Source organism: Acinetobacter calcoaceticus, assembly GCF_016508255.1.
In the GTDB taxonomy this organism is placed as follows: domain Bacteria; phylum Pseudomonadota; class Gammaproteobacteria; order Pseudomonadales; family Moraxellaceae; genus Acinetobacter; species Acinetobacter calcoaceticus_E.
Window position 1 is genome coordinate 154976 of sequence record NZ_JADVKT010000003.1, and the last position, 17228, is coordinate 172203.

At 39.1% G+C, this 17228-nt stretch carries 16 protein-coding genes; 8 read left to right on the plus strand and 8 right to left on the minus strand.

Annotated elements, in window-relative coordinates:
- Nucleotides 1–147 precede the first annotated feature (147 nt).
- From leuC to leuB, 4 genes are all read left to right on the plus strand, one after another.
- Nucleotides 148–1566: a 3-isopropylmalate dehydratase large subunit gene (gene leuC, locus I5515_RS08365; RefSeq protein ID WP_199965740.1), complete on the plus strand. Its 1419-nt coding sequence runs from the start codon at nt 148–150 to the stop codon at nt 1564–1566.
- A gap of 18 nt (nt 1567–1584) precedes the next feature.
- Nucleotides 1585–2232, plus strand: a complete 648-nt coding sequence (leuD, locus tag I5515_RS08370) for a 3-isopropylmalate dehydratase small subunit (protein WP_199965742.1) — start codon at nt 1585–1587, stop codon at nt 2230–2232.
- A gap of 112 nt (nt 2233–2344) precedes the next feature.
- A complete protein-coding gene (locus tag I5515_RS08375; protein ID WP_199965745.1) occupies nt 2345–2929 on the plus strand; it encodes a hypothetical protein in 585 nt (194 codons plus the stop codon).
- Nucleotides 2930–2966: 37 nt separating this feature from the next.
- Nucleotides 2967–4046, plus strand: coding sequence for a 3-isopropylmalate dehydrogenase (leuB, locus tag I5515_RS08380; RefSeq protein WP_199965747.1), 1080 nt, complete (start codon nt 2967–2969; stop codon nt 4044–4046).
- A 54-nt stretch (nt 4047–4100) separates the two neighbouring features.
- Here leuB and I5515_RS08385 read toward each other — a convergent pair whose 3' ends face one another.
- Nucleotides 4101–4508, minus strand: a complete 408-nt coding sequence (locus I5515_RS08385; protein WP_199965749.1) for a hypothetical protein — start codon at nt 4506–4508, stop codon at nt 4101–4103.
- 174 nt (nt 4509–4682) lie between these two features.
- Here I5515_RS08385 and I5515_RS08390 point away from each other — a divergent pair, with 174 nt between their 5' ends.
- Entirely contained in the window at nt 4683–5054 is a 372-nt protein-coding gene (locus I5515_RS08390) for a lysozyme inhibitor LprI family protein (protein ID WP_199965751.1), read from the plus strand.
- Nucleotides 5055–5105: 51 nt separating this feature from the next.
- Here I5515_RS08390 and infA read toward each other — a convergent pair whose 3' ends face one another.
- A complete protein-coding gene (gene infA / locus I5515_RS08395) occupies nt 5106–5327 on the minus strand; it encodes a translation initiation factor IF-1 (protein WP_001284370.1) in 222 nt (73 codons plus the stop codon).
- Between the two features lie 263 nt (nt 5328–5590).
- Here infA and I5515_RS08400 point away from each other — a divergent pair, with 263 nt between their 5' ends.
- On the plus strand, nt 5591–6601 hold the full coding sequence (locus I5515_RS08400; protein ID WP_174765456.1) for an AraC family transcriptional regulator: 1011 nt from the start codon (nt 5591–5593) through the stop codon (nt 6599–6601).
- A gap of 294 nt (nt 6602–6895) precedes the next feature.
- Here the strand turns inward: I5515_RS08400 and truA are convergent, their stop codons facing one another.
- From truA to asd, 5 genes are all read right to left on the minus strand, one after another.
- The gene (gene truA, locus I5515_RS08405) at nt 6896–7693 is read right to left on the minus strand and encodes a tRNA pseudouridine(38-40) synthase TruA (protein WP_199965754.1); all 798 of its coding nucleotides are present in this window, start codon (nt 7691–7693) and stop codon (nt 6896–6898) included.
- 14 nt (nt 7694–7707) lie between these two features.
- On the minus strand, nt 7708–8679 hold the full coding sequence (locus tag I5515_RS08410; protein ID WP_199965756.1) for an asparaginase: 972 nt from the start codon (nt 8677–8679) through the stop codon (nt 7708–7710).
- Nucleotides 8680–8734: 55 nt separating this feature from the next.
- Nucleotides 8735–9997: a hypothetical protein gene (locus I5515_RS08415; RefSeq protein ID WP_199965758.1), complete on the minus strand. Its 1263-nt coding sequence runs from the start codon at nt 9995–9997 to the stop codon at nt 8735–8737.
- A gap of 59 nt (nt 9998–10056) precedes the next feature.
- Nucleotides 10057–11415, minus strand: coding sequence for a FimV family protein (locus I5515_RS08420; RefSeq protein WP_199965760.1), 1359 nt, complete (start codon nt 11413–11415; stop codon nt 10057–10059).
- A gap of 148 nt (nt 11416–11563) precedes the next feature.
- Nucleotides 11564–12682 carry an aspartate-semialdehyde dehydrogenase gene (gene asd, locus I5515_RS08425; protein ID WP_017388437.1) on the minus strand — a complete coding sequence of 373 codons (1119 nt, stop codon included), beginning with the start codon at nt 12680–12682 and terminating at the stop codon, nt 11564–11566.
- Between the two features lie 187 nt (nt 12683–12869).
- Here asd and I5515_RS08430 point away from each other — a divergent pair, with 187 nt between their 5' ends.
- Nucleotides 12870–13979: an endonuclease/exonuclease/phosphatase family protein gene (locus tag I5515_RS08430; RefSeq protein WP_199965762.1), complete on the plus strand. Its 1110-nt coding sequence runs from the start codon at nt 12870–12872 to the stop codon at nt 13977–13979.
- Nucleotides 13980–14677: 698 nt separating this feature from the next.
- A complete protein-coding gene (gene gltP / locus I5515_RS08435) occupies nt 14678–15964 on the plus strand; it encodes a glutamate/aspartate:proton symporter GltP (RefSeq protein ID WP_199965764.1) in 1287 nt (428 codons plus the stop codon).
- A gap of 58 nt (nt 15965–16022) precedes the next feature.
- Here gltP and I5515_RS08440 read toward each other — a convergent pair whose 3' ends face one another.
- Entirely contained in the window at nt 16023–17123 is a 1101-nt protein-coding gene (locus I5515_RS08440; protein ID WP_199965766.1) for a glycosyltransferase family 4 protein, read from the minus strand.
- Nucleotides 17124–17228 lie beyond the last annotated feature (105 nt).

The window sequence follows — 17228 nt, forward strand, 5'->3', positions numbered from 1 at the left end:
ATTTATAGATTTTAATGTGCGACGGATAAATTATAACTGATTCCAAAAAGTTTCCTAATTTATAAAAATGATAAATTAGATTTATGTGAAACTCTGGCTATAATCGAAGAAAGATTAGAATTACCCAGTCCAATGGAGCAAGACGACATGGCAGGCAAAACTTTATATGACAAATTGTGGGATGACCACGTTGTTTCACAGCGTGATGATGGTTCATGTTTACTTTATATCGACCGTCATTTATTGCATGAAGTGACGAGTCCACAAGCATTTGAAGGTTTGCAACTTGCAGGTCGTCAACCATGGCGTTTAAGTGCAAACGTCGCTACACCTGACCATAACGTTCCAACATCTAAAAAAGAGCGAGATCAAGGTATTGCAGGGATTGAAGATGATACGTCTCGTATTCAGGTTCAAACCTTAGATGACAACTGTAAAGCTTTTAATATTGTTGAATTTAATATTAATGATATCCGTCAGGGGATTGTGCATGTCGTTGGGCCTGAACAGGGTTTAACTTTACCTGGCATGACAGTCGTATGTGGTGATTCACATACAGCAACTCACGGTGCTTTCGGCTGCTTGGCACATGGTATTGGAACATCTGAAGTTGAACACGTGTTAGCAACACAATGTTTGATCCAGAAAAAATCTAAAAACATGTTAGTACGTGTAGATGGTGTATTAGGCAAAGGCGTAACACCAAAAGATGTGGTGTTAGCTATTATTGCTAAAATCGGTACCGCTGGTGGTACAGGCTATGCAATCGAGTTCGGTGGCCAAGTTTTCCGTGATATGTCGATTGAAGGACGTATGACGGTATGTAACATGGCGATTGAAGCTGGTGCTCGTGTCGGCATGGTTGCTGTTGATGACAAAACTGTTGAATACGTGAAAGGCCGTAGCTATGCACCAAAAGGCGAGCAATGGGAACAAGCAGTTGCTTACTGGGACACTTTGCATTCAGATGAAGATGCAGTGTTTGATGCAGTCATTGAATTAAATGGCGCAGAGATCGAGCCACAAGTATCTTGGGGAACTTCACCTGAGATGGTGATTCCCGTAACAGAAGCTGTACCAACCTTAGAACAAGCGAAAGATGACGTTCAACGTAATGACTGGACGCGTGCTTATCAATATATGGGTTTAAACGCAGGTCAAGCATTGGCTGATATTCAACTTGACCGTGTCTTTATTGGTTCTTGTACTAACTCTCGTATTGAAGATATCCGTGCTGCGGCTGAGGTAGTTAAAGGCCGTAAAGTGGCGTCTAGTATTAAACAAGCCATGATTGTTCCGGGTTCAGGTTTAGTTAAACAACAGGCAGAAAAAGAAGGCTTGGATAAAATCTTCTTGGAAGCTGGTTTTGAATGGCGTGAACCGGGTTGTTCAATGTGTTTAGCAATGAATGCAGATAAGTTACAACCGGGTGAACATTGTGCATCGACGTCTAACCGTAACTTTGAAGGCCGTCAAGGCAATGGTGGTCGCACTCACTTGGTGAGCCCTGCAATGGCAGCAGCGGCTGCAATCGCAGGTCACTTTGTTGATGTTCGTTCATTTTAATTCGGTCTGGAGCAAACCATGAAAGCTTATACAGTTGAACAAGGTATCGTTGCACCATTAGATCGTGCCAATGTTGATACAGATTTAATTATTCCAAAACAGTTTTTGAAATCAATCAAACGTACTGGTTTTGGCGACAACTTATTTGATGAACTTCGTTATTTAGATGAAGGTTATCCGGGACAAGATAATTCAGTTCGTCCAAAAAATCCGGATTTCATTTTGAACCAGCCACGTTATCAAGGCGCAAATGTTTTAATTGCTCGCACTAACTTTGGTTGTGGTTCAAGCCGTGAGCATGCGCCTTGGGCATTAAATGAATATGGTTTTCGTACTGTTATTGCGCCAAGTTTTGCTGATATTTTCTTTAATAACTGTTTCAAAAATGGCATGTTGCCTGTCATTTTGTCAGAAGAAATTGTTGATCAGTTATTTAAAGAGTGCGCTGCCAATGAAGGCTATCAATTAACAATTGATTTAGCAGCTCAGGAAGTACGTACTCCCACAGGTGAAGCTTTTAAGTTTGAAGTTGACCCATTTCGCAAGCATTGTTTGTTAAATGGCTTGGATGATATTGGTTTAACGCTTCAAAATGCAGATGCGATTCGTGCTTATGAAGAAAAAACTAAACAGGTTCATCCTTGGGTATTCCAAGAGTTAAATTAACCTTTTGGTACATTTTAAACATAGCCATGGCGTAGTGTTCAAACTCTTGCTAACATGCTAAAGCATAAAAACACCTTAAAATTATGCACTAGATGAGGATTGGGCTTGAACAATGAAGAGGAACGTTACTCATAGCTTTTTGTTGAGCCTGTGCGCAATAACACTCAGTGCTTGTCAGAGCACATACAATGTAGTGGATACTGTCCGTATTAAGCAGGCTGAACAAGAAAATTTGGGGCAGAATGCAGCAATATATTGTTCGGGTGCGAAGAGTTGTGAATTTGAACGACTCAATGATATTACTGTAGTGGATGCGCAAACACGACGAATTAGTAATCAGGCAATCCATCAAGGAATTGTACGGTTGCATGGTTCAGTGCTTGGACAAAGCAACAGTTTATATTTATCTGTGCCTGCTAAACAATATGAAGTGGTGATCCGTTTTTATCCGATTTCTCCAGATCGGGCAGAAACAATTCATGTGATTCACCAGTTTAATGCCAACCATCGCTATACATTTAAAATGTACCGAGACAAATCTAACCGTTCGGGTAGTTTGCTGAATGTTTCTGTACCTGATCCATTATGTGTCGATTTAGAGCAGGATGAGCGTGTAATTCGCCGTTTTTGTCGACCATTTGATGTAACAACAGGGCTAGGCGAGTTCCTTGAACAGAAAAAACTAACACCGCGGTAGTCATAACGCTGCTTGTTTTTGAAAATGGAAAAAGTTCATGTCTAAACAGATTTTAATTTTAGCTGGTGATGGTATTGGTCCTGAAATTGTTGGGGCAGCAGAAAAAGTATTAAATAAAGTAAATGAAAAATTTAATTTATCGTTAACTTGGGAACATGGCCTATTGGGCGGCGCTGCAATTGATGCGCATGGTGAACCGTATCCAGCTGTAACGAGTGAACAAGCAAAAAACGCGGATGCAATTTTATTAGGGGCAGTGGGCGGACCAAAATGGGACACTATTGAGCGCTCTATTCGTCCTGAACGTGGTCTTTTAAAAATTCGTAGTGAACTCAACTTGTTTGCTAACTTGCGTCCAGCCATTCTTTATCCGCAACTAGCAGACGCTTCTAGCTTAAAGCCTGAAATTGTTGCTGGCTTAGATATTCTGATTGTTCGTGAGCTTACTGGCGGTATTTATTTTGGCCAGCCACGTGGTATTCGTGAACTCGAAAACGGTGAAAAACAAGGCTATAACACTGACGTTTATTCTGAAAGTGAAATTAAGCGCATTGCAAAAGTTGCTTTTGAACTTGCAGGTTTGCGTGGTGGTAAAGTTTGTTCGGTCGATAAAGCGAACGTTTTGGAAGTAACAGAACTTTGGAAGCAAACAGTTACTGATTTGCAGCAAGCGAATTATTCAAACATTCAGCTTTCCCATATGTATGTGGATAATGCTGCAATGCAGCTTGTACGCGCACCAAAACAGTTTGATGTGATCGTAACAGGTAACTTGTTTGGCGATATTTTATCTGATGAAGCGGCAATGCTTACAGGTTCAATTGGCATGTTGCCATCAGCTTCTTTAGATGAAAATGGCAAAGGCATGTATGAGCCTTGTCATGGTTCTGCACCTGACATTGCGGGTCAAAACGTGGCGAATCCATTAGCAACTATTCTTTCTGTTGCAATGATGCTTCGCTATACATTCCGTGAAGAAGCTGCTGCAAAAGCAATTGAAGATGCGGTAGGTCAAGTACTAGATCAAGGCTTGCGTACAGCAGATATTATGTCTGAAGGTATGACAAAAGTTGGTACAGCTGAGATGGGTGAAGCAGTCGTTGCCGTACTTGCTTAAAACTTACTTCGCTAAAAAACGCAGCTTAAAGCTGCGTTTTTTTATGGTTCTGTTTTAGCAGGCTTTGCCTTCATATTGAATAGACTCGGCAATATCATTTTTAAGCTGAAAAATAACTTTGCAGTTGAAATTCACATCGTAAGAATTGCCACTCAGATTACCTGACTGTATAGCGACAGAATTACCTCTCATATCGACATTACTCACCATTGGGATTGGAATGTTTAATGGACGTAAAATCGTATAGATGAGTTGATCGGGTGTTTTCTGTGAAGCATGAGAGACTTGAAAACCAAGACTACGTAGATTGATATCTTGTTGAATGGTTGCAGAAGATTTACCTAGAAAGCTCTTTAAATATTCTTGTAAATCTATAGATTGGCGTGGATGGCTGGTACAACCGTTCACATTCATTATGATTAAACAAAGTAGGCCAATTTGACATCGGGTCTCTATATTCATTTTTATCTCAATAAAGAAATTATATTTATTATTAAAGAACAATAGGTTGGATTTGAATGCTTGTAAAGTAAAAAAGGAAGATTATGATAAATGAAAGGTGAGCTTACATTCAGACTTATCCTTATATTTAAACCGTTCTAATAATAATTTTGTAGAAAACTAAGGGAAAATACGATGAGAAAAATTGCTTTTGCATTTTTATGCAGTTTAGGAATGACTTCAGTCTATGCAGATAACTGTGATAGTACTCGTAATACTTATGATGATATTTACTGTACCAATAAAATTTATGCGAGTGCAGATGTAGATCTGAATAAGAATTATCAAGCATTGCGAGTAAAGTTAAATACTGCTCAAAAAAATATTCTTAAAAAATCTCAGCTCGCATGGATACGTCAACGTGATGCTAACTGTACAGATTCAAATAGGAATAGCGTAGACGTGCAATGCCGTTTACAGACAACGCAAGAAAGAAACCATTGGCTGCAAGAAAGATTGCGTGAATGCCAAACGGTGGGATGTAAAACCAGTCGCTTAAGTGAATAAACAACGCAATAAAAAAGCCACATCATGAAGTGGCTTTTTTGCATTCACTAATTAGCGAGCACGGTACGTAATACGACCTTTAGTGAGGTCATATGGAGTCATTTCGACTTTTACACTGTCGCCAGTAAGAATACGAATATAGTGTTTACGCATTTTACCAGAAATGTGTGCAATAACTTCGTGACCGTTTTCAAGACGTACACGGAACATCGTATTAGGAAGCGTTTCGGTGACAACGCCTTCGAACTCAATGAGTTCCTCTTTATTGGCCATAGCCTACCTGATGATCAAATTGGAAAGGCGCAAATTATAGTCAATTTATTTAAAAAAAACAAGATAGACATACTTCTACTCAAGCATCTGGTTAAAGTATGACTAATAAAAAAAGATGTAATTTTTTTCACAAAAGAAGTCTAATTCTGTTGTCAGTTTGGTCAATCAACGCTAATCTAAAATCATAGTTATTAGGGACTGTTAATTGCGTAAAGGTCAACAGCCCTAAATATCAATGAAGTATCTACATGGAAGGGCACTGCGTGGGTCAGCTAACAGATGCATCAGTTGTATTACGCTTTGGCTATCAAGCGATTCGTCGTGCGGGTTTGCCAACAGAAGAAATATTAACCAAAGCGGGAGTTGCTTTAAATCAGGTCGATACCAATGCACGTACACCATTAAGTGCACAGTACGCCTTTTGGACTGCCGCACAGGAAGTTAGTAAAGATCCTGATATCGGTCTGCATTTGGGTGAACATTTGCCTTTGTATCGAGGGCAGGTGATTGAACACCTATTTATTAGTAGTGAAACCTTTGGTGAAGGTCTAAAGCGTGCTTTAGCTTATCAACGACTTATTAGTGATGCATTTGATGCAAAACTGGTTGTCGAGGAAGGGCGTTGCTACTTAACCAATGGCGAACAGATCGGTGCGGATAATCTAGTCAATCGTCATTTCTCTGAATGTGCAATTTCGGGCATACTTAGATTTTTTAAGTTTATTACCGAAGGACAATTTCATCCTATTTTCATCGATTTTAACTTTAGCGAAGGCGCTTCTGAGGATGAATATTTCCGCGTATATGGCTGTCCAGTTAGCTTAGGTCAAAAAGAGACACGTTTATATTTTGATCCAGCTATTCTAGATTTTCAGCTGTGGCAGGCTGAACCTGAGCTATTACAATTGCATGAGCAACTTGCAATAGAGAAACTACAAGAATTAGCTCGTTATGATTTAGTAGGTGAAGTTCGCAGAGCAATTGGTTCAACGCTGGAAAGTGGAGAAACAACCTTGGAAACGGTTGCTGCTCAGTTGAATATTACCCCACGCCGCTTACGTACTCAGTTAAGCGAAGCTAATACCAGTTTTCAGCAAATTTTGTCAGATTATCGCTGCCGTTTAGCTAAAAAACTTTTGGCCAATACCAATGAGAGTGTTGAACGTATTGTGTATTTAACGGGCTTCTCTGAACCAAGTACGTTCTATCGTGCATTTAAACGTTGGACGAATGAGACACCAGTTGAATATCGGAAACGTAAACAACACCGTTAATTTATTCTATGTCATGACGGAGTCGTGCCATTGAGACTTTAATAACCGGATTGGCCTTCAGCTAGAGTTACTTTTCTTTCGGAATGAAGAGCGTAAGCTCTGCAAGAGCAAAGCTTGTGACATGGTAAAGAGTAATAATTTTTACCGTGTCACAAGGTGATGAAAGACTTATCGAACTACGCACTTCGTTTGTCTTGCACTGTGGTTAAAGTACACTTTAACCTTGTTCATGTTGCGTATGACTTTGTCGCGTATCTTATTTAGTGCTTAATTTGGATGCCGAGATTCACTGTCTTACTCAGGTAAGTTTAGCCAATGTGGTCCAAGTGGTGGCTGTGGCAAATCAAATTGCTCAGGATAATTACACTGAATAAAATAAAGACCATCGGGGGGAGCTGTTACTCCTGCCGCCTTACGATCCTGTGCAGCAAACATTGTATCGATATGATCAATTTCATACATACCCTGACCAATTTCAAGTAAACATCCAACAATGTTGCGAACCATGTGGTGTAAAAAACCATCTGCTTGAATATCTAGAACCAAATAGCGTCCATGTTCAAATAAACGGCAATGCTTTACATGTCGAACAGGCTGATTTGATTGGCAGGCCGCTGCGCGGAAGCTTTCAAAGTTATGAGTCCCTTCAAATTTACTTGCCGCCTCAATCATCTTTTTCACATCTAGCTGTTGGTAAATGTGAGTAACCTGTTTATGCAATAGTGCAGGGCGATGAGGAGTGTTATATATAATGTAGCGGTAACGTCGAGCAGTCGCTTTAAAGCGGGCATGAAAACTTTCATCCATCAGTTTAATCCACTGGATGGAGATATCTTTAGGTAGCTGGCTGTTTGCCCCTCTTAACCACCCCGTTTCTGGACGAATAGCATGCGTATCGAAGTGTGCCACCATATTTGTCGCATGTACTCCCGCATCGGTCCGACCAGCACCATGAAGTGCTATAGTCTCATTTGCGACTTTGCTAAGCACACGTTCAATGGTTTCTTGTACGCTGGCAACGCCTGGCTGTTGTGTTTGCCAACCTCGATATTGAACTCCACTAAATTCAATACCGATTGCATAACGTTGCATGGCTTTACCTCTATTTAATGCAAATTTTCGTTCCAATGGCTGAGCCACTGTTCTGGGGTTGAGTATTTTAAATAGATTTGGAGTGCTTTTGCATATAGATCTGCATGACTATGTGCATCACTAATGACAATTTTTGCAGTTTTTGTCCACTCGCTAATTGCATAACGTTGATCAATACCACCAAACGTAACCTGAGTCGTAAGAATCGGGACGCAACCATGTGTATAGAGTTCATCTAATGTTGCAAGTAATTCTTGATTAACAGCTATGTTTCCAGTACCAAAACCTTGCAATACTAAAAATTGAGGTGGGGCTGGCAGTAAGTTTCGTAATTGTTGAACAAGCTGAGCGGTCGCAATAGGTTGCATCATCCAATTCAAAATTTGGAAAGATGCTGCACGTTCGATTTGCGTATCTTGCAAAATCAGCCCATTTTGCTGAGGTGTAAATTCAGACTCAGCTTTAAGGCCAGAAAAAGCGTCAAGTTCAGTCGTATGTGTTTTTAACACAGTTTGAGCATGAAATACTTGATGATGAAAAGCAAGGTAAGTGCCCACAGGTAAGCTAATTGCTTGCTCTAATGCGAGATATAAATTATCGATTGCATCAGTAAACTCACGGGTATCATCTCCTTGAATGTTAAGAAGAGGATATTGACTGCCAGTAATAACCATATGGCAACTCTGTCCTAGAAAACGAGCTAGAGTTGCAGCAGCATAACTGAGAGTATCTGTACCATGAATAACAACGAAGTGCTGATAACCTTCGAGTTGGAGTTGTTGTATACGTTGAATAAGACGTAGCCAATCGGGTGCTGTACAAGCGCTGCTATCTACAATATTTGGAGCAGCAAAACAGTCGACCGTTAAGTGAGGTGGTATAACTTTTTCAAGTTGAGGCAAGAATTGGTCATATGGCATAGGAGCTAAAGGTTCACCTACACAGCCAAAAGTACCACCCATATAAAATAAGGCTATTTTTTTCATCTTTTTCAGGCACAAAAGCAGTCATCTTTGACTGCTTATGGTAAAACGATCAGCCCTAAGAAGCTATGCGATTTAGTAGATTTTTCGCACGTTGTTGTTGCTCTGTGTTGAATTTTTGCTCATTACTTGCTAACAAGGCGTGTGCTGCTGGGTAAGCACCTAACTTGATGTATTGCTCTGCAAGTTGTAAGTCGAGTTCATTTTCATCTAACTGTTTTAATTCTGGAAATGCGTCTAGAAGTGGATCCTCTATTTGAGTTTGAGTAGCCTCTTCATTTACTACATCTATATGTTTTTGAGTTTCAATCTCTGGTGCTGTAACTAACGCAGGTTCATCTAACGAAAACTCAAGAGGTGTGATTGAAGTTGGTTTTAATGGAGTTTGTTCTACTAGTTTAAGCTCATCTAATGATGAAGCTTCAACAGACTTTGTCTCTGAACTTGAAGGATTTAAGTCAAGGTTAAACTCTAATGCATTGACGCTATTCTCTTGATCTGCTTTTACCTCTACTGCTTGAGTTTTTTCTTCAGTTTCATGCAGAGGTGCCAAGTCAAAAGAAAACTCTAAATCAGCTAGCTCATTTGTTTCTTGAGATGACGATACTTCTGATTCATGTACAGGTTGGTTAGTATTTTCTGTAGCCGCAGTTTTTTCGAACGAAAAGTTAAATTCCAGAGGCTCAACTTCAACAGTAGGTTCTTGCTTTACAGGGGCATAGTCTTTTTGTAAGTCATCAAAAGAAGTTTCAGAAGAACTTGTTGTTAACTGGTCAAACTGGGCTGTTGTGTCAGATGTATTTTTTGGCTCTTCGTATGTTTGAGCTTGAGGAAAATCGATGGCATCAGGTTGTCTTGATGACTCATATTCTTTTTGTCTAGTTTCTGCTTGAGTCACTATTTCACTCAATGCCAGACTACGAATATGACTAATCAGTTGCGTTATGGCAAATTCATCTTTTTGTGCAATATGAACTTCAAGCAATAATAAATAAAGCTCATGTTGAGTATTGTCTTTTTTTAGCGCCTGATTTACTTGAGCTTCAGCAGCTGAATATTGCTTTTCTTGAATGAGCTTTTGGATTTTTTGACGTACAGCTTCTGGAACAGGGCTGCTTTGTGGAATAGATGGAAGTGTTGCTTCTACTTCACTTACTTTACTTTTTTCACGCGAGTTTTTACTCGATTTAGAGTTCGCTTTTTTATTGGTTTTTCTATTTACTGTTTTAAGGGAGGTCGCCTCTTGTTTCTGGCTATTCTCACGTTTTTTTAAAATGACAGCGACCACGAGTAATATGATGAATGGAATCACATATAACATTACTTTCCCCTTAAAAAATAAATATTTGCAATATAAAGCGTGCTCACTCCGGTTTTAACTTAATGTTTTTGCTTATGAGTGTTTTGCTGTGCTTGTAATTGCTGTTGTAACTCTGCCAAACGTGCATTCAAAAGTTGAATACGTTGATCTTTTAAACGTAAAGTTTGATTTAATTTGGTTACATTCTTTTGTAATGTAACGGTTTTTTCTCTTTTTGTCTTAACTTTTACTGCTAACTCAGTATTGTTTTGACTTTGTTGTGTGCTCTTTTTAGCACTTCCATGCGTAGAATTTTGGTTGTTTTCAGCCACAATACTCATTTCTGCTTGTTGTAAGCGGTATTTAGCTTTGCCTGAAAATGATTTTGCAGTATGAGGCATTTCTATTTTTGAGTTATTTTGTTGAGTTTTTGCGAGTGGGGGATGGGTGAGCTTTAGAGCGGCTCCCTGACGTAAACGGTTTACATCACCTTGAATAAAAGCATGCTGGTTCTGTTGTTGGATATCATGCATGACTTTTGCAACTGGCTGTTTGGTTTTTACTGCAATACGATTAGCAATACTCCATAAAGATTCATTGTGTTGAACTACATATTTACCTGAAGTTACTGGTCCTTTAGATGGATTTAGGTTTTGTTTCTTTGCTGGGTTTTGGCCAAGACTCTTTAAAGGTGCTGATTTATTTTGTGCTGTTAAATTTTTAACCGTTGTTTTTGGCGAATTATTTGCATCTGACTTATTGATAGCAGATTTACTTTGATTTTTTGTTACCACCTGATCAGAAGTAGTACTCGTTAACACTTGTTGAGCTGAAGAGTTTTCACTCATTGGGGTAGATGAATTTGTATTTATATTTATGGCTGGGGCATTCCCAGAGTTGATATTAAGGCTTTGTTCACTATTTGGGTTTATTGTCATTGGGGTCGAAGTTGATGAAGAATATTGGGTGCTTTCTGGCAGATTTAAAGCAATATCTTTTTCATTCACAACAAACTGAGGGGATAAAGTACTTTCGTTATTTTCGGTCTTTTTTATAGAAGAGGGTTTAATTACAGTTTTAATATGCTGCAAACGAGTTGCGGAACCTTCACTGATTTTTACAACAATATTGAGTTCAGGATCAATAACAGGGCGGGATGAGGTAATCACAATAACCCCTGAACCTTGACCATTTTGGCGTGTATAAAAATTAAGATTTCCCGGCGGCTGATGAGTTACACCTAAAGCGCTTAAATCTTCAGGAGTGGCTAAACTGACTTGCAAGGTGGCATTGGGATCAGCCTGTTGGAAATTCATTTCTGCATATAACAAATCGCCGGGCGCGGACTGAATTTGTATAGGGTCTAATGTAATCGCATAAATGGAAGGCGAAGACATAATGGTGAAAATGGCAATTTTTAATTTGTTATAAACAGTCATCTCAATCCATGACCTAATAAGTCGTAAAGTCGTTCAAAATTATACAATAATGAAATGTAAATAAATTGTAAAATTTTCACAAACCAGTTACGAAAAAGCCGATCTAATGTGATCGGCTTTTTATTTTGACTGAATAATTCAGACCAAATTATGAGCTTTTGTATTCTACTAAGATACGTAACATGCGACGTAAAGGTTCAGCAGCACCCCAAAGTAACTGGTCGCCTACTGTGAATGCACCTAAATATTCTTTACCCATGTTGAGTTTACGCAAACGGCCAACAGGTACAGTTAAGGTACCAGTTACCGCAACAGGTGTAAGGTCAGTCATAGACGCTTCACGAGTGTTTGGTACAACTTTCGCCCATTGGTTTGAAGTACGAATCATATCTTCGATTTCATCAAGCGGGACATCTTTTTTCAATTTGATAGTGAGTGCTTGTGAGTGGCAACGCATTGCTCCAATACGGACACAGTGGCCATCGATAGGGACAATTTGTGAATTACCTAAGATCTTGTTGGTTTCAACTTGACCTTTCCACTCTTCTTTTGACTGACCGCTTTCAAGTTGCTTATCAATATAAGGAATCAATGATCCAGCTAATGGCACGCCAAAGTTAGCAGATGGAAAACCTTCACCACGTTGCAACTCTGCAACTTGACGATCAATATCCAAAATTGCAGATTTAGGGTCATCTAACAACGTTTTAGTATTGTTATATAAATAGCCCATGCCAGTAATGAGCTCACGCATGTTTTGTGCGCCAGCGCCTGATGCTGCTTGATAAGTCATAGCAGTCATCCACTCAACCAAATTGTTTTGGAAAAGTGAACCTACGCCCATCAACATAAGCGATACAGTACAGTTGCCGCCTACGAAAGTTTTGGTACCGTTAACCAAACCATCTTTAATGACGTTAAGGTTGACTGGGTCAAGAACGATGATTGCATCATCTGACATACGTAAAGTAGAGGCTGCATCAATCCAGTAGCCATTCCAACCAGTTGCTTTTAACTGTGGGAAAACTTCAGACGTATAGTCACCACCTTGACAGGTAATAATGACATCCATTTGCTTCAGACTATTAATGTCTGTCGCTTCCATAAGTGCTGGGGCAGTCTTACCACCAAATGAAGGAGCTTCACCACCTGCATTACTGGTAGAGAAATAAAATGGCTCAATATGAGCAAAATCATTCTCTTCAACCATACGTTGCATAAGGACGGAACCGACCATCCCGCGCCAACCGACCAGACCTACTTTCATGTCATTTTGCCTCGGTGCGTTAAAATTATTAGGGGGAGTTGAGTGTATCAAAAGTGTCCACAACTGCAAGTGTTACAGAAACAAAACACCATGTTTATTGAGTAGAATATCTTGTTTATGTTACATACAAAATTGATAAAGATGACAAAAATTTTAAAAATCAAATCATCTTAAAAGAGAAAATTCAATGATTTATATCGAAGTTCTAGCTGGTTTGGTGATTTGGTTAAGTTTCTGGTCACTTATTCCTCGTGATGAGTGGTGGTTTCGGGGTGCCGATTTCCCCCGGTTGCAGATTCTGTTTGTTGGGTTGCTTGCCTTTGTTGGTATGCTGTTTTGGCCTACCGAATGGAATCTATGGCGTGAAATATTGCTTGCTGTGCTTATCGCTGCCATCGCCTATCAGCTTAAAATGATTCTGCCTTATACCTTGCTCTGGAAAAAACAGGTTAAACAGGTGAAACCATCTCAATTAGACCCGGAAAAGCAAATTTCATTAATTGTATCGAATGTACTAACTCCTAATGATAAATATCATTTACTTCTTGAGCAGGTTAGGACATTACAACCTGATTTACTTCTTACTTTAGAAAGTGACAAGACTTGGGGAAATGCTTTAAAGGAAATTGAAGAAGATTATCCTTATCGGGTTCCAGTGCCTTTAGATAATTTATATGGAATGCATTTATATAGCCGCTTACCCCTATCAAATACTGAAGTTAAATTTATTTTAAGTGATGAAATTCCCTCTATTCATACAACTGTGACTTTAAGATCTGGTATGCCGGTTCAGTTATATTGTTTGCATCCTAAGCCACCTAGTCCAACTGAGGCGAAAGACTCCACATTACGAGATGCTGAGCTTTTGATTGTTGGAGATCAAATTAAAGATCTGGATGAAAGTTGTATTGTGATGGGGGATTTAAACGATGTAGCTTGGTCACGTACTACACGGTTGTTCCAGCGAATTAGTGGGTTACTTGACCCTCGAGTCGGGCGACATTTCATTAATACTTTTCATGCAGATTATCCGTTGCTGCGGTGGTCTTTAGACCATATTTTTCATAGCACCGATTTTGGTTTGATTAAAATGCAGCGTTTACCTCATATTGGATCTGATCATTTTCCTGTATATGTCGTTTTGCAGACTGGGCGAATATTTGAACATATTCAAGAAGAATTGGAACAAACTCAAAGCGATGAAGAAGAGGCCCAAAGTGCTATACAAGAAGGAATTGCCAAGGCTGAAAAAGAAGAAAAAAATGTGACTGATAAAATTGCGCAGCCTTATCAATAAAAAATATATAAAAATTGATGTAAGCAATATCGTACAAAGATTTGAGTCTAGGGCGAATAGGCAGGGGGGGATAAAAACCTTATTCTACATTCATCGGCACACGGAAACGGGAATGGAAGATCCCACGTAAGGATACACAAAGCTGATATGGAATAGCATCACGGATCAGATGTTGGAACGGAAACGATAAAAATAACGATCAACCTGAAAGCACAACCTCATTTACCCGAGTTTTGCAGGACGCAGAACTCGGGTTAATATTTTTATATACCCTAATTAATTTGTTGTAAATAAAAGAAATATTTTTAAGCTAATCTTAATTTTAAAAACTATTTAATAATGGGTAAACAGTCATGCGTTCTTATATAAATCAGAGCAATTTTCAATGAAAATAGATACAAAAAACTTTTTTGATAAGTTTTTGTTTTTATAGATTATTGAAGAATAAATATAGGCTTTGATCTAATTAGATATAAATTGGACTTGTTTAATTGGCAAATCTCAATAGAATGTGCCGATCGTTGACATGTTGGATCGTCAGCAGGCATTGTTGTTTACTTCGCCGGATCGGCGGGTTGTGATTTGCTTGTGTATTTAAATTTCTGTTTGGAAATTACTGCACATATTGAGGTTTCACTCTAAGGTAGTGGTCTTCTCCCTCTCATATTTGATACTTTGCGGTGCATAAGGATTGTCTTATGAAGAATTTTAAATTTAGCCTTGCGTGGCAAATTTTAATTGCTTTAATCCTAGGGATAGTTGTCGGGGCTGTTTTACATAATCAGCCTGAGATCAAAGATAGTATTGTAAATAACGTTCTTACTCCATTAGGTAAGATCTTTATTAGCCTGATCAAAATGATTGTTATTCCAATCGTTTTCTCTACATTGATTTTAGGTATTGCTGGTGTTGGCAGTACAAAAAGTCTAGGGCGCCTTGGTTTTAAAACCATCCTCTATTTTGAAATTATTACTACTATTGCTATTTTGGTTGGCTTGGTTGCAGCGAATATCTTCCATCCAGGTTCAGGCATTGACATGTCTCAACTGGTTCAAACTGATATTTCTCAATATAAGCATACAACTGAAGAAGTTCAGTCACAGTCTCATGGCATCATGCAGACAATATTATCGCTTATCCCAACGAACATTATTAGTTCAATGGCGCATGGCGATATGTTGCCAGTGATTTTCTTTGCTGTGTTATTTGGTATTGGTTTATCTTCATTACCAGCAACAACTAAAGATCCATTATTAAACGTATTTCATGCTGTATCGGAAACAATGTTCCGTGTGACGCACATCATCATGAAATATGCACCAGTGGGTGTATTTGGCTTAATCGCTGTAACTGTTGCAAACTTCGGTTTTGCTTCACTTATTCCATTAGGTAAGTTGGTTGTATTGGTTTACGGTGCAATTTTATTCTTTGCTATAGTGGTACTTGGTTTAACTGCAAAATTGTTCAGCATTAATATCTTTACTTTGTTTAAGATTTTGAAAGATGAACTGATCTTGGCATATTCAACTGCAAGTTCAGAAACAGTTTTACCGCGCATTATGCAAAAAATGGAAGCTTACGGTGCGCCAAAAGCAATTTCTAGTTTTGTAATTCCAACGGGTTATTCATTTAACCTGGACGGTTCTACACTTTACCAAAGTATCGCAGCAATCTTTATTGCGCAGCTTTATGGTATTGAAATGTCAATCAGCCAACAAATTATTTTGGTTGTAACATTAATGATTACTTCTAAAGGTATTGCAGGTGTTCCTGGCGTATCATTTGTTGTGTTATTAGCGACATTAGGTAGTGTTGGTATTCCTGTAGAAGGCTTGGCATTTATTGCTGGTGTTGACCGTATCATGGATATGGCACGTACCGCGTTGAACGTTGTAGGTAATGCACTGGCAGTACTTGTGATTAGTAAATGGGAAAAACAATACGACTATGAAAAAGCAGCAGCTTATGAAGCGTCGCTTAAATAAAGCTGACTTTTTATTGTTGTAATAAAAACCCGCGTTGATCGCGGGTTTTTTTATGAGGTTATTTTAGTATGGATTCATAGAGGGCTAGTGTCTGATCACACATGTCTTTCAAGCTAAACATCGTAACAGGGGAAACGACTTGAGGCTGTTCAATATGCTTTTGCACTGTTTCCAGTAAAGCCTTTTCATTTCCTACTTCAACAAGACCTTGCGGATATACATTCGATAAAATTTCTGCCACTCCGCCACGGTTCCAGCCAATGACTGGCGTACCTACTGAAAGCGCTTCTAAGGCTGTTCTACCGAATGTTTCTGCCTGATTAGACAGTGAGAGCACAATATCGCTAAAAGCGAGCCATTCGCGAATATCTGAGCGATGCCCTACGAAGGTAATTTTATCTGCGAGTCCTTTGCTTTGAATGCTGTTTTGCAACTCACTTAAATAAGCTTGTTTTTTTGCATCGGCACCACCCACAACAACCGCATGTAACTGAGGATATTGTTCACCTAGTTTTTGCATAAGTTCAATTAAGCTTTCATGGCCTTTTAAACGTGTAATACGACCAGGTAAGCAAAGCAAAAAATTATTTTCGAGTTCAGGAAAGTCATTAAAAACTTGATTAAACCATTGTGCTGAAGGTTGATAGTTATGTGGAAATGCAGCGGGGTCTATTCCACGATAAATCCGAACAATATCTTGGGGAGGGCAGTTTTTATAATGGCCAGTGATGTATTTAACCACGCTGTCCGAAACAGCAATGACTTTCTCGGCCTGCGTCATAATTGAACTATAACGATTGACTGAATAGAAACCATGTACAGTGCTAATGAGGTGAGGGCGCTTATGTGCTGGTATTCCTTTTAAGGCAAAATGTGTAAGCCATGCAGGCACACGAGAGCGTACATGAACAATGTCAGGCTGATGTTGTTCAATAAGCTGACGTAATGGACGGATTTGCCACAAGCTCGACAATGATTTTTTATGAATAGGCAGCGTTAAGTGCGTAGAACCTTCAGCTTCGAGCTGGGACACTAGCCGTCCGCCATTTGAAACAACCAAAGATTGATGGCCTTGTGCAACCAGTGCGCGTGCAATTTCGAGTGTGCCGCGTTCTACGCCACCGCTATTGAGTTCTGGGAGAAGTTGCATCACTTTCATTATTTTTTGCCTTTAGGTTGTAGCAAAGCGGTGTTTTACCGTTTATTCATTTAATAGGTGGAGTTTACTCCTTACTTTTGTTTTGGCAAAAGTAACAAAACCATT

What these genes read in the sequence shown, in the direction of transcription:
- I5515_RS08430 (WP_199965762.1), top strand. Translation starts at nt 12,870, where the DNA reads ATGATTTATATCGAAGTTCTAGCTGGTTTGGTGATTTGGTTAAGTTTC.
- infA (WP_001284370.1), bottom strand. Translation starts at nt 5,327, where the DNA reads ATGGCCAATAAAGAGGAACTCATTGAGTTCGAAGGCGTTGTCACCGAA.
- leuB (WP_199965747.1), top strand. Translation starts at nt 2,967, where the DNA reads ATGTCTAAACAGATTTTAATTTTAGCTGGTGATGGTATTGGTCCTGAA.
- I5515_RS08390 (WP_199965751.1), top strand. Translation starts at nt 4,683, where the DNA reads ATGAGAAAAATTGCTTTTGCATTTTTATGCAGTTTAGGAATGACTTCA.
- I5515_RS08385 (WP_199965749.1), bottom strand. Translation starts at nt 4,508, where the DNA reads ATGAATATAGAGACCCGATGTCAAATTGGCCTACTTTGTTTAATCATA.
- I5515_RS08420 (WP_199965760.1), bottom strand. Translation starts at nt 11,415, where the DNA reads ATGACTGTTTATAACAAATTAAAAATTGCCATTTTCACCATTATGTCT.
- asd (WP_017388437.1), bottom strand. Translation starts at nt 12,682, where the DNA reads ATGAAAGTAGGTCTGGTCGGTTGGCGCGGGATGGTCGGTTCCGTCCTT.
- leuD (WP_199965742.1), top strand. Translation starts at nt 1,585, where the DNA reads ATGAAAGCTTATACAGTTGAACAAGGTATCGTTGCACCATTAGATCGT.
- I5515_RS08440 (WP_199965766.1), bottom strand. Translation starts at nt 17,123, where the DNA reads ATGAAAGTGATGCAACTTCTCCCAGAACTCAATAGCGGTGGCGTAGAA.
- gltP (WP_199965764.1), top strand. Translation starts at nt 14,678, where the DNA reads ATGAAGAATTTTAAATTTAGCCTTGCGTGGCAAATTTTAATTGCTTTA.
- I5515_RS08410 (WP_199965756.1), bottom strand. Translation starts at nt 8,679, where the DNA reads ATGAAAAAAATAGCCTTATTTTATATGGGTGGTACTTTTGGCTGTGTA.
- I5515_RS08415 (WP_199965758.1), bottom strand. Translation starts at nt 9,997, where the DNA reads ATGTTATATGTGATTCCATTCATCATATTACTCGTGGTCGCTGTCATT.
- leuC (WP_199965740.1), top strand. Translation starts at nt 148, where the DNA reads ATGGCAGGCAAAACTTTATATGACAAATTGTGGGATGACCACGTTGTT.
- truA (WP_199965754.1), bottom strand. Translation starts at nt 7,693, where the DNA reads ATGCAACGTTATGCAATCGGTATTGAATTTAGTGGAGTTCAATATCGA.
- I5515_RS08375 (WP_199965745.1), top strand. Translation starts at nt 2,345, where the DNA reads ATGAAGAGGAACGTTACTCATAGCTTTTTGTTGAGCCTGTGCGCAATA.